We start from the raw sequence: 11,939 nt of genomic DNA, 5'->3' as shown, positions 1-11,939 counted from the left end.
GTTCCTTCGTCGTAGGGGTAGAGACACTTAAGCTCACTTGGTCGACCTCACGATCAAGACGACGAATACGATAGCACCGACAACACCCAGGATGACTGATACGGGCATCTCAAACGGGGAGATAATAGTGCGGCCAATGAGGTCACACAAGGTCACCGTGGCGATGCCGAGCAGGCAGACCCACGGGAGGTTAGAGCGCAGGTCATCACCGCGCAACATGCTCACTACGTTGGGAACGATGAGCCCAAGGAACGGCAGGGAGCCAACGACGACGGTGACGACACCCGTCGCCACCGCGATAAGCCCAGTTCCCAACAGAATCATGCGCTGGTAATTCAGACCGATATTGGTGGCAATATCCTCCCCCAGCCCCGCGACGGTGAGCTTGTCAGCGTAGAAATACACCGCCAGCAAAACCAGCAGCACGATCCACAGGACCTCGTATTGTCCCTCATAGACAGAGGTAAAGGATCCCATGAACCAGATTCCGAGCTGCTGCAAGGTATCCGTCGCTAGCGCCACGTAGGAAGACACTGCGCTGACGACGGCGCCCAACATAATGCCAATAATCGGCACAATGAGTGAGGAGCGCAGCGCCACACGGCGCAGAAACGCGAAAAACACCATGGTTCCCACGAACGCAAAAACGACCGAAATAACCATCTTCACCAGCACGGATGAGTGCGGGAAAAGGATAAGCGAAAAGAGCAGGCCCAGTCCGGCCCACTCGGTGGTTCCCGTCGTCGTGGGTTCCACGAAGCGGTTTTGGGTCAGCAGCTGCATAACCAAACCGCTCATCGCCATCGCAGCACCCGCCAAGACGAGCGCCACGGTGCGCGGTATGCGGGTGGTGAAGAACATCTCCCAGCCGTCCTCATTATTGAGGATGCTGTATTCCCCCACCATAAGCGAAAGGAGGAGCAGTGCGATGACAGCGAGCACGCCGAGGCCTAGCTTCCAGGTCAGCACGGGTCCGCGGGAGTTACGCCGGCTTATAGCTGAGTGCTCGGCCGGAGCGCTGCTCTTCACCGTCACGGTTTAGTCTCCTCCTTGGCTGCCGAAAGAGTTGCTTAGGCGTTGGCCTTCTCGAAGGCGTCGGCAAGCGCGTTCAAGATCTCGGTGTAGGTGATGATGGACTCATCAATGTAGGTATCAGTCGGCGCCACGTAAACGTTGCCTTCCTTCACAGCGGTGACGTTCTGAAGCGCCGCGTTGTCCTTGACCAGCTTCTCGCCCGGGGTGACATCCTCGCCTTCCTTGGAGATAGCGGAGTCACGGTCCATAACGAGGATCCAATCCGGGTTGGACTCGGCAATGGCCTCAACGGAGATGTCGTCACCCTCGTGGTCATCGGAGGCGTTGGACACCTCCAGGGCCGGGGTCAGGCCAAGCAGCTCAAAGACCGGGCCATACACGCGCCCGATACCGGGAGCGATGTAGCCGATTTCGCCGCCAGAGGTGTTCACAGCCATGACCTTCTGCTCTGGGTTGTAGGCCTTCTTAGCACGCTCAGCAGCGGCGTCGAAATCCTCGATGAGCTTCGCAGCATCCTCTTCGTGGCCGAAAACCTGGCCCAGTGCCTCAGTGTGGCGCTTGAGCTCGTCGAAGAAGTCTTCATCATCGCGCGGCTCGAAATCAACGACCGGGACATCCTCAAGCAGCTTCTCGATGTCTTCCTGGTACTGCTCGAAGCGCTGGCCGTTCCACACGAGATCCGGGTCCGCTGCTACGAGGCTTTCGAGGTCCGGATCCTTGTGGGAGCCCAGGTTTACCTGGACCGTGTCCTCGTTGTAGGTATCACGAAGGGACTTTGGCACCAGGTTCAGCGGTGCGGCAGCAAGGTCAATATCCCACTGCGCCAAGATAGAGAAGGCGCGGTTATCCGTCACCGCAGGGTTCTCCACCGGGAGGGTGATTTCCTTCGAGCCGAAGTTATCATCCAGGGTGATGGTGGAAGCGCCTGCCGCCGCGGATTCGGTTGGCTCAGCAGTCTCCTCAGACTGGCTAGAAGAGCAGCCGGTGAGAGCAAGCGCTGCGACCGAGAGAGTGGCGGCAACTTTGGCGGCGGTTTTGCGCGAGGCACGGCGAGTTAGAGTAAACATATCTTCCTTGCATATTAGGTGTGGCTAACCACAGTTGGCAAATGATGACGCCGCTAAACCTAACTCAAGTAAGGCTTACCTTCAAGCACGCTTATGTTTTCTAATTCACGACGGGGGTGACAGACTGCCGCGCGATACCCCTTGACATGCCTTTTAGAACAAAATATTTACGCTTAGCCCTCCCCCTTCTCTGCAAGCAGATCACTAACCGCCACAGGCCCTTCCCTATCGAAGTCCTGTCGCGCTGCCCTGCGGAATTCCTTATCCGCCAAAAAATCTAGCGTTACCTGCGCCAATCCCGCCGCCGAGTCGACAGCCGCATCCACCGCCTGCGGTGTGGCCGCCCAGCGGGCAAAGTCCTCCGTGTGCAGAGCCACGTCGGTGGGTGAAACCTGCACCATTGGATGCAGGCCCGGCACGAGGTGAGAGACATTGCCAAAGTCAGTCGATGCGGCCACCGTATCCGGCACCGTCCCAGCAGGCAGCGCGGTGCGCCCCCGGCGCGCCTGCGTGGCTGACCACCGATCCACCAGCGCCTCATTATTGCGCACGGGCAGGGTCATCGGGTGCTCATCCCACTCCACGTCCACATCAACACCGGCCATGAGTGCGGCGCCACGGACAATCTCCTCCACCCTGGTGGAAAGATCCATGAGTGTGCGCGTCCCCAACGAGCGCACGTAAATAGTCATCTCCGCCTCGCTCGGAATGATCGAAGGGCGATCGCCACCGCTCATGATGGCGTGCACGCGATCCGATGGCGGCATTTGCTGCCGCATAAGACCAATCCCCTGGTAGGCCAGGCTCGCAGCATCGAGCGCATTGCGCCCCATGAAGGGCTGGGAGCTGGCATGCGCGGCCACGCCGCGATAACGAACCCGCAGAATGCGCCGACCCACCCAGGCATGCGCGCCGATGTCGTAGCCGAAGCCATGGATCATCACCGCGGCGTCCACGCCTTCAAGACTTCCGCCGCGAATCATGTATTCCTTGCCGGAATGGCCCTCCTCCGCCGGGGTTCCCTGGAGGAGGATGCGGCCGGACACGGCAGGGGCGTCGTCTAGCACGGCAGTAACCGCCAAGAATCCAGTAACGCCCGCTGCGGCAATGACGTTGTGCCCGCACGCGTGCCCAATCTGGGGCAGGGCATCGTATTCCGCCAGGATGGCCACGGTGGGATGCCGCTCGGGTTCGAAATCCGCGCTCTGCCACGAGGCCTCGAAGGCGGTCTCCACACCATAGACTCCGCGGCGCGTCAAAAAGCCATGCCCTTCAACGATGTCCGCGAGCACCGCCATGGAGCGATGCTCCTCGAAGGCCGTTTCAGGGTGAGCGTGCAGATCCGCGACGATGTGCGCGGCCCTCTCCCGCAAGACCTCAGCCCGCGCGGCCGCCGCGTCCCAGAGCTTCGCCTGGCCTGGGTAATCCTCTCCCTGTTTTTCCGGTGGTGCTGCAGACGCCACGCGCTTTGCGACGCCCTCCTCCATCGCTTCCAAATACGCTGTCGATGGATTGTTGCGTTGATTCATGCATTTAACCAATCATGACGTTGTTGCCCGGCCCCAGCGGAAGATCGACGTAGAACCAGATGGCCAGCAAGATCGCCCACGCGGTAAAGAATGGGACCACGAAGGGCACGAGACGCGACATTAGCGTTCCCAGACCTGCGTCGCGTTCATAGCGCTGGAGGAAGCCGAGCATGACGATCATGTACGGGTTCAGCGGAGTGATGATCTGGGTTGCGGAATCACCCACGCGGAACGCGCCCTGAATAAACGCCGGCTCATAGCCCAGCAAGGCAAACATGGGCACGAAGACCGCCGCCATGAGCGTCCACATGGAGGAACCGGAAATAATCAGCAGGTTCAAGCAGGACGCAAGGACGATGAAGGCAAAGATAGCTGGGAAGCCCGTCAACCCGATGGATTCTAGGAAGGCAGCCCCCTTCACCGCAGTGAAGGTACCGATACCGGTCCAGGCGAAGAGAGCCACGAACTGGCCAAGGATGAACGCCAGGATAAGGAAGCTCATCATGTCCTTGAGCGCGCCAATCATCATGTTCACGACATCGGTGATGCCCTTGACCGTGCCGACGACCTTGCCGTAGACCACGCCGAGCACCAAGAAGTAGGCGAACACGATAAAGACGATGGAGTTCAGCAGCGGGGACTTGGGCAAGAAGCCGCCCTCTTCATTGCGCCACGGCGATTCCGGCAGAAGAACTGCGAAGAGAATGATGGCGGTGAGGATGACCGTGGCCACACCGGACCAGATGAGACCCTTGGATTCGGCCGGGCGCAGTTCAGCGGTGAGTTCTTCGCCGTTCTCGTCACGGTCGCCGCGCTCAGCGGCGTCCTCGGGATCGATGTCTTCCTCGGTGGGGACTTCCTGCTTCCACATGCGCGGCTCGATGACCTTATCGATGATGAAGCCGGCAAGCACACCGAGCACGATGGAAGAGGCCACGTTGAAGTAGTAATTCGACATGGCGTTAACCGGAGCGAACTCGGTATTCGGCAGGGTATCCATGACCGCGGTCGTAATACCGGCAAAGAGCGCATCCAGGGAGGTAGGCACCAAGGCGGTGGAATAGCCCGCACCCACGGCGGCGAAGCCGCCAATCAGACCCGCCACCGGGTGGCGGCCCGCTGCCTTGAAGACCATCGCGGCCAGCGGCGGAACGATAACGAAGGCCGCGTCCGCCATGACGGAGGCGGTCACACCGATAACGCCGACTGCGTAGGGAAGCAGCCACGGCTTCGCGGACCCGAAGAGCTTGCGAATCAACGCAGAGAGAATGCCGGAACGCTCCGCCACACCCACCGCCAGCATGATGGGCAGCACCGTCACCAGCGGCGGGAAGTTGATGTAGTTCTCACCCATTGTCGTGGTGAACCACGTCAGCCCCTCACCGGTGAACAAGCCTTTGACCGGCTGGATCTCATCCGATCCGGGAACCTTAATCTCCACGCCCATCTTGGCCATGATGGTGGAGAGAACGCCGGTAATGAGGAAAAGAATCAGGAAGATGGTGAAGGGCTCCGGCAGCTTGTTGCCGATGTACTCAACACCATTGAGGAACCTATCCAGCATTCCCCCGCCGGACTGTTGGCTCGATTTTTGCTCAGCCTTGGCGGGATTTGCTTTTGACTTCTCCGTGGTACCAGCGCCGCCTTGTGGCGCTGCATTGGATGGGCTGTTCATGGGTACTCCTGTCGTAGGGGTCAGTCCCAGTGCTCCACGTCACACTGTTGGGAAAAGGCTACCACGGGAATGTAACTTGGGTAACAAATATTTTTGCCCCGCGTCACTTTTTGTTCGGCCAGACCCCCTCCGACGCCGCTTCCTCTCCGGCCGCCCACCTCTACACACCCACAGGCTCTCCCCAACTACGCCCACGGTAAATAGTGGCCAAAAATCGCCAGTTTTTAGCACCTTATCTACCGTGAGCGTCGTCAGATTGCCCGAACGTCACAGCCTCCGCTCGGCTTCGCCGCCGCTCGAGGGCACCAGCCCGTTTATCCGCGCGAAAGGATCCCACCCGCTGTCGCGGTGTGGCTCATATTCTGCAAAGTTGGCAGCGTCGATGGCAACAACTTCGGAAGTGAGGTGCGCAATGAGCGCGACCGTCATATCCACCCCTGCCGCCACACCTGAGGAAGTCCACCGATTACGGTCCTGCACCCACCGCGCCTTGGGCTTCCAAGTCACGGACTCCCCGAAGGAGCTCGCCCACGCAAACGCACGCTTATTGCTTGTTGCGGCGTAGCCCTCCAAGAGCCCCGCCGCCGCCAGGACCGCAGAACCCGTGCACACGGAGGCAACCCAAGGCGCCTGTGCGCCCACCCCACGAAGCCACGACAGAAAAGATTCGTCTTCCACGAGCTGCCGGGTTCCTTTGCCACCGGGCACGAGGAGCGCGTCGGTCGGCTCAACCCGCTCATAAGAGATTGTCGGCACCACTTCCACGCCCTGAGAGCTAGCAACTGGCTCGCCATCCGGCCCTGCAAAGACAACGGTGACCTCGGAGACAACTTGAAGCAGCTGGACGGGCCCGAAGACGTCGAGAAGCTCAAAGCCCTCAAACAAGACGACTGCAATGCGGAGAGGTTCGGTATCCATGCGGCCATCCTAAAGCAGCTCACACGAACACCGACGAGCATCTGGGACCCGGGTTCAATTCCCGGCGGCTCCACACACAAAGAAACCGCAGTTAGAGCACTGCCTAGTTGGGGTTTGTAGCGGAGCATGCCTTTGGCCGTGACAATTTGCACACGAGCCACTACTCTAGTTGTTGATATGTCACCAATGGGAGTACTTAACCAATGAAAGCATTCGGATTCTTAAGCTTCGGACACTACGCATTCGGCGGCCAGCGCGGCCCATCCGCGGAAAAAGTCGCGAAGATCCACCTGGAAATCGCCCAGGCGGCAGATGAGATCGGCGTGAACAACGCGTCTTTCCGCGTCCACCACTTCGTACCGCAAGCCTCAGCCCCAATGCCGCTGCTCGGCGCAGTCGCCGCCACCACCAAAAACATTGAGGTGGGCACCGGCGTTATCGACATGCGCTACGAAAACCCGCTCTACCTCGCCGAAGAGGCCGCCTCCCTCTACCAGCTCTCCGGCGGCCGCGTGGCCTTGGGCGTCTCGCGCGGCGCCCCGGAGGTTGCCGAGCGCGGTTGGGAAGCTTTCGGCTACAAGGGCGAGGCCCCCAACGGCGCGGACGTGGCGCGGGCCCACCTCGAGGCGTTCATGACCGCGGTGGACGGCAACGGGTTTGCCACAGCCGCTCCCCTGGACCGCCAGTACCCGAATATGTTCCAGCCCGGCTCCGCCCTCCCTGTCTTCCCCATGGCGCCGGAGCTGCGCAAGCACATCTTCTACGGTTCGGGCACTCACGCGTCGGCAGAGCAGACTGCCAAGGACGGGCTGAACCTGATGTCTTCCACCCTGGTTTCCGAGACCACCGCCGAGACCTTGGGGGAGATCCAGGCGGACCAGATCAACCGCTACCGGGCTGCCTGGAAGGAAGCGGGCCACGACTGGGCCCCGCGCGTGTCCGTCTCCCGCTCCATTTTCCCCATCGTGGACGGCGCCGATATGCAGCGGTTCGGCATGCAGGCTTCCGGCTCCGACCAGGTGGGCGTGCTACCCGACGCCGGTGCGTCCACCTTCGGCCGCACCTATGCCGCCGAGCCTGACAAGCTTATTGAGCAGCTCAAGGCCGACCCGGCCGTGATGTCCGCCGACACCCTGCTCATCACCATCCCGACCGGCATGGGCGTGGACGTCAACGTGAAGATTCTAGAGAACTTCGCCACCCATGTCGCCCCTGCGCTGGGCTGGCAGCCGAACACTGAGGGCCCAGTCACCGGTTACCCGATCGACTAATCCGCCCCCTTCACACAAGAAACCCGCTGGCCTTTATGACCAGCGGGTTTCTCTATTCAGTGGAGCCGCCGGGAATTGAACCCGGGTCCTTCGTCACCTCGCCAGGGCTTCTCCGTGCGCAGTCTGCACAGGATCTCTACTCGGCCCTCCGGCTCGGGCAAACTCGCTCCGGATGATGGGCCCAGTTGCTCTCAAAGTCCCCAACCGGCCGAACAACAAACCGGTCAGGCAAGTTCCTTAGTCGATGCCAGGATCTAGGTCAGGAACCAAACCTAGGCTGACAGACACGCGTCGCTGTAATTAGGCAGCGAGGGCGTAGTCACGCTGAGAGTTCTTCTCTGCGTTTATTGGTTGCTACGACGCTTAACGGTGGTCTCTAGCCTGCACCGGCACGCTTCCCCTGGCTCAATGTACGAAGTCGAAACCAAGTCGACCCCTCGATCACACATTGCTGTGAAAGCTGCGCAGCGCGCATCTTTATGCGCCCTACGGTTCGTTAAACGCTACTGCACCCGCCCCTATTCCCGCAAGCTTCACCCCAGGCCACATGAGGCATAGCTTTCATAAGCACCCCCTTGTGATTAACATCAACCTAAACGCTGTTAAGGTGTGTGAGTCCTATCCTCCTACTTTGTTAAAGGCTGCAAAGTGAGCACAAATACCGAAACCACCAGCTCCACGCAAGACGCTAAACGCCCAGCAAGCAACACCGAATGGGCCATCTCGCTCTTCGGCACCGCCGTAGGCGCTGGAATTCTTTTCCTCCCCATCAACGCAGGCAGTTTCGGCTTCTGGCCCCTCCTCGTGGCCACGATTCTGATTGGCCCGATGACATACTTCTCCCACCGCGGTCTGGCCCGCATGATTTGTGCGTCACCGCGCCAGGGCGAGGACATCACCGCGGTAGTCACGGACTACTTCGGCAAAAGCGCTGGATTTATCATTTCGGTGGTTTATTTCTGCGCCATCTTCCCCATCGTCCTCATTTATGGCGTTTCGATCACCAATACGGTTGATAGTTTCATCGTCAACCAGCTGCACGGGCCCTCGGTTCCGCGCCCACTGTTGTCCTTCCTCCTCGTGGGCATCATGACCATCGTCTTCGCCTTTGGCCAAAGAATGGTGCTGGCCGTCACGCAGTTCTTGGTCTACCCGCTGATCTTCTGCCTTGGCGCACTGTCCATCTACCTCATCCCGCGCTGGGATATCGCCTCTTTCATGGAGGTGGGCAACAATGATTGGCGCGTCGTCGGTGCTGTCGCCCTCATCATCCCCGTGCTGGTTTTCTCCTTTAACCACTCCCCCGCCATTTCCCAGTTCTCCTTGGCCATGGTCGCCGCGCACGGCCGCGAGAAGAGCTCCGAAAACGCCTCGCGCGCTCTGGCACTGACCGCCATTCTGCTCACCGTATTCACCATGTTCTTCGTGTGGTCCTGCACCCTCACGCTTGGCGCGGACGGCCTCAGCGAAGCGCGCGAGCAAAACCTGCCGGTCCTGTCCTACCTGGCCAACGTCACCGGTGTTCCGGTCTTGGCATTCCTCTCCCCGATCATCGCGATGATCGCCATCATCTCCTCCTACTTCGGGCACGTGCTGGGAGCTACGGAAGGCGGCAACTTCCTGCTGCGCAACGCCGCGCCACGCGCCACCGCGAAGCTCTCGGAGAAGCAACTCAATTCCATCATGCACGGCATCATCTTCGTGGCCGCGTGGGTCGTGGCCATCATCGATCCGTCAATCCTAGGCCTCATCGAGGCCATCGGTGGCCCCTTCATCGCCTCGATCCTGTATCTGCTGCCGATGTATGCCATCAACCGCATCGACGCTCTCAAGCAATTCCGTGGCCGCCCCAGCAACGTCTTCGTTGTCATCACGGGTCTCATCGCCGTGGGCGCCACCGTCTGGAGCCTTTTCTCCTAGCGTTCTTCTAACCACGCCTTCAAAACTGTGGCGTGGTTGACCTCGCGGTCCTTGGCGGCGAAAAGGAGGGTGACGTCGCCAGCCACAGCAAGCTGGCGTAGCTGCTCCAGCTCCTTACCGTCATTCTCGTCGAGCTCCGCACGATAGCGCCGGGCAAATTCCTCAAAGGTGTCAGCATCGTGCCCCCACCACTTACGCAGCTCTGGACTGGGCGCGACATCCTTGAACCAGTGCTCATAATGGAGACGTTCCTTGGCCACACCACGGGGCCAGAGCTTATCGACGAGCACCGCTACCCCACGCGGTTCCTCGTCACCCCGAATAATGTCATGAACCTTGACCGTGTAAATCATGGCTCCCAGGTTAGGCGTTGATCCCCTTGACGCGGCGGCCCAACTCGCGAGTGATGTCGCGGTCCTGGTCACGGCGCTTAATCGCTTCACGCTTGTCATAGTCCTGTTTGCCCTTGGCCAGGCCGAGCTCACACTTAGCGCGGCCATCCTTCAGATACACCTTGAGCGGGATCAGCGTCTTATTACCATCACGAACCTGACCCATGAGCTTGTCAATCTCTCGGCGGTGCAAGAGCAGCTTGCGTGTGCGCTTGGGCGAGTGATTCGTCCACGAGCCCTGGGAATACTCCGGGATGTGAAGGTTGCGGATATAAACCTCGCCGTCGTCGATGGTTGCGAAGGCATCTGCCAAGGAGATTTTGCCTTCGCGCATCGACTTAATCTCGGTGCCCACGAGCACCATGCCGCATTCCAGAGTGTCGAGGATGGTGTAGTCGTGGCGGGCACGTCGGTTGGTGGCCAAGGTCGAGTTATTGTCGACGGCCGCCTTTTTCTTCTTTGCCTTCTTCGCCATAGTTTGAACTATATTACGCTACTGCCAGGCATAACCTACAACAGGCCTGTTGGCCTATGTCCGCACGTAGGCGCGCATGGTCACCTGCGCGGTCAGCGCAGCGCATAGGATTGCCACGAGTCCCACGATGGGCAGAGCCGTCCACACGTCCCCAGACGTCACGGGTGCCAGCAGCTGGTTGTGGTACAGGTCCTTCAGCGCGGGATCGATCACGGTGCTCTTTCCCACGATGACGCCCACCCCGGCGAGAACGACACCACCGACGGCACCGAGGACCGCCTCCATGATGAAGGGGGCATGAGTCACCCACCGCGAGGCGCCGACGATGCGCATGATCGCGGTCTCTCGCTGGCGCTGGTAAGCGGCGATCTGCACCATGTTCGCAATCAGCATGATGGCGGCCAGCGCCATGACTGCAGCCAAGACGAAGGTGGCATTCCGGATGGCGTCAAGGTTGCCGGCGGCGCTGCGCACCTCTTCCTGCTGGTCGATGATGTCACTGACGGCTGGGTCGGACGCGATGGCGTCGATAGGCGCGGTATCCGTCGGATCCTTCAGCCGCACGTGGAAGGCCGCCGGCAGCGCGTCCGGGGAGGTTTCCTCCACCATGACCGGATCGGTCTCCTTGAACAGTTCCACGAAGCGCTCATAGGAATCCTCGCGGTTGCGGTAGCTGACGGACTCGATGTCTTCATCCGCCTCTAGTTTCTTCTTCAACCCTGCGCAGGCGGCGTCCTTGCACTGCGGATCGTTGGCAGAAATATCCTCGTTGAGCTGGACCATGACCTCGACACGCTCGAGGTAGATGTCCTTGGTGTCATTGGTCATCTGGGTGACCAAGACGCCGGCCACCACCAACGCCACCGAAATGGCGGTGGTAATCACCATGGCGATAGTCATGGTGATGTTTCGCCCGAGCCCCTTAAAGGCTTCCCTAAAAACAAAGCCTAGATTCACCTAGACCGCCTCTCCGTACATTGCGTTCTTCTCGTCACGCACGAGCGTGCCGTTGTGCAGCTCGATGACGCGCTGGCGGGCCTCGTTGACTGCGCGCGCATTGTGCGTCGACATCACCACGGTGGTTCCGTGGCGATTGATCTTGGTGAGCAAGGCCATGATCTCCGCTGCCGTGGAGGGATCGAGGTTGCCCGTGGGTTCGTCGGCAAGCAACAGCTTGGGGCGGTTGACAAAGGCCCTCGCAATCGCCACGCGCTGCTGCTCACCGCCGGAAAGCTCATGCGGCATACGATGCTGCTTGGCGCCCAGGCCGACCATGTCGAGGACCTCGGGCACTTGCTTGGCAATCCGCGCCTTACGTTTGCCGATGACCTCGAGGGCAAAGGCGACGTTGTCGTACACGTTGAGCTTGGGCAGAAGCCGGAAGTCTTGGAAGACATAGCCGATGGATTGACGCAGTCTGTTGACCTCGCGCCCCTTCAAAGCGTTGACGTGGAAGTCCCCGAAGTAGATATCTCCCGAGCTGACATTGGTTTCGCGCACCATGAGCTGGAGGAAGGTCGACTTGCCGGAGCCGGACGGGCCGATGAGAAAGACGAATTCTCCGTCTTCAATCTCAAAGGACACGTTGTCCAGCGCGGGCCTCGTGGAGGTCGGATAGACCTTGGACACATTCTCGAAAGTGATCACTTAAGCCACA

11 protein-coding genes and 1 other RNA gene are annotated in these 11,939 nt (G+C 60.1%); 2 read left to right on the top strand and 10 right to left on the bottom strand.

The genetic code is table 11. The features are described from left to right. Positions 1 to 33: 33 nt before the first annotated feature. From CAURI_RS03925 to CAURI_RS03905, 5 genes are all read right to left on the bottom strand, one after another. Positions 34 to 1,035, bottom strand: a complete 1,002-nt coding sequence (locus CAURI_RS03925) for an ABC transporter permease (protein WP_010189074.1) — start codon at positions 1,033 to 1,035, stop codon at positions 34 to 36. A gap of 35 nt (positions 1,036 to 1,070) precedes the next feature. Further along, the gene (locus CAURI_RS03920) at positions 1,071 to 2,102 is read right to left on the bottom strand and encodes a siderophore ABC transporter substrate-binding protein (RefSeq protein ID WP_010189079.1); all 1,032 of its coding nucleotides are present in this window, start codon (positions 2,100 to 2,102) and stop codon (positions 1,071 to 1,073) included. 173 nt (positions 2,103 to 2,275) lie between these two features. Further along, positions 2,276 to 3,631 (bottom strand): M20 family metallopeptidase, encoded by a 1,356-nt coding sequence (locus CAURI_RS03915; RefSeq protein ID WP_012714914.1) that lies wholly within the window; start codon positions 3,629 to 3,631, stop codon positions 2,276 to 2,278. A 4-nt stretch (positions 3,632 to 3,635) separates the two neighbouring features. After that, entirely contained in the window at positions 3,636 to 5,306 is a 1,671-nt protein-coding gene (locus CAURI_RS03910; protein ID WP_010189085.1) for an AbgT family transporter, read from the bottom strand. A gap of 267 nt (positions 5,307 to 5,573) precedes the next feature. Further along, positions 5,574 to 6,224, bottom strand: coding sequence for a DJ-1/PfpI family protein (locus CAURI_RS03905; protein WP_010189086.1), 651 nt, complete (start codon positions 6,222 to 6,224; stop codon positions 5,574 to 5,576). 203 nt (positions 6,225 to 6,427) lie between these two features. Here CAURI_RS03905 and CAURI_RS03900 point away from each other — a divergent pair, with 203 nt between their 5' ends. Then, the gene (locus tag CAURI_RS03900) at positions 6,428 to 7,495 is read left to right on the top strand and encodes an LLM class flavin-dependent oxidoreductase (protein ID WP_010189089.1); all 1,068 of its coding nucleotides are present in this window, start codon (positions 6,428 to 6,430) and stop codon (positions 7,493 to 7,495) included. A gap of 57 nt (positions 7,496 to 7,552) precedes the next feature. Here CAURI_RS03900 and ssrA read toward each other — a convergent pair. After that, positions 7,553 to 7,932, bottom strand: a transfer-messenger RNA (tmRNA) gene (gene ssrA, locus CAURI_RS13370). Between the two features lie 211 nt (positions 7,933 to 8,143). Here ssrA and CAURI_RS03895 point away from each other — a divergent pair. Next, positions 8,144 to 9,415 (top strand): SLC5/6 family protein, encoded by a 1,272-nt coding sequence (locus tag CAURI_RS03895; protein WP_010189091.1) that lies wholly within the window; start codon positions 8,144 to 8,146, stop codon positions 9,413 to 9,415. Here CAURI_RS03895 and CAURI_RS03890 read toward each other — a convergent pair. The 4 genes from CAURI_RS03890 to ftsE are packed head-to-tail and all read right to left on the bottom strand — an operon-like array spanning position 9,412 to position 11,929. Further along, positions 9,412 to 9,768, bottom strand: coding sequence for a DUF488 domain-containing protein (locus CAURI_RS03890; RefSeq protein ID WP_010189092.1), 357 nt, complete (start codon positions 9,766 to 9,768; stop codon positions 9,412 to 9,414). The genes CAURI_RS03895 and CAURI_RS03890 overlap by 4 nt on opposite strands. A 10-nt stretch (positions 9,769 to 9,778) precedes the next feature. Continuing rightward, positions 9,779 to 10,282: an SsrA-binding protein SmpB gene (gene smpB, locus CAURI_RS03885; RefSeq protein WP_010189093.1), complete on the bottom strand. Its 504-nt coding sequence runs from the start codon at positions 10,280 to 10,282 to the stop codon at positions 9,779 to 9,781. A gap of 54 nt (positions 10,283 to 10,336) precedes the next feature. Next, on the bottom strand, positions 10,337 to 11,239 hold the full coding sequence (gene ftsX / locus CAURI_RS03880; protein WP_010189095.1) for a permease-like cell division protein FtsX: 903 nt from the start codon (positions 11,237 to 11,239) through the stop codon (positions 10,337 to 10,339). Beyond that, positions 11,240 to 11,929, bottom strand: coding sequence for a cell division ATP-binding protein FtsE (gene ftsE, locus CAURI_RS03875; protein ID WP_010189097.1), 690 nt, complete (start codon positions 11,927 to 11,929; stop codon positions 11,240 to 11,242). Positions 11,930 to 11,939: the final 10 nt, after the last annotated feature.

It is taken from the genome of Corynebacterium aurimucosum ATCC 700975 (assembly GCF_000022905.1).
Classification (GTDB): domain Bacteria; phylum Actinomycetota; class Actinomycetes; order Mycobacteriales; family Mycobacteriaceae; genus Corynebacterium; species Corynebacterium aurimucosum_F.
This window is presented reverse-complemented; position numbering and strand designations above follow the sequence as displayed.

Bases quoted from the DNA above. Each gene is read 5' to 3' on its own strand.
- CAURI_RS03920 (WP_010189079.1), bottom strand. From the start codon at position 2,102: ATGTTTACTCTAACTCGCCGTGCCTCGCGCAAAACCGCCGCCAAAGTT.
- CAURI_RS03915 (WP_012714914.1), bottom strand. From the start codon at position 3,631: ATGAATCAACGCAACAATCCATCGACAGCGTATTTGGAAGCGATGGAG.
- CAURI_RS03910 (WP_010189085.1), bottom strand. From the start codon at position 5,306: ATGAACAGCCCATCCAATGCAGCGCCACAAGGCGGCGCTGGTACCACG.
- CAURI_RS03905 (WP_010189086.1), bottom strand. From the start codon at position 6,224: ATGGATACCGAACCTCTCCGCATTGCAGTCGTCTTGTTTGAGGGCTTT.
- CAURI_RS03900 (WP_010189089.1), top strand. From the start codon at position 6,428: ATGAAAGCATTCGGATTCTTAAGCTTCGGACACTACGCATTCGGCGGC.
- CAURI_RS03890 (WP_010189092.1), bottom strand. From the start codon at position 9,768: ATGATTTACACGGTCAAGGTTCATGACATTATTCGGGGTGACGAGGAA.
- smpB (WP_010189093.1), bottom strand. From the start codon at position 10,282: ATGGCGAAGAAGGCAAAGAAGAAAAAGGCGGCCGTCGACAATAACTCG.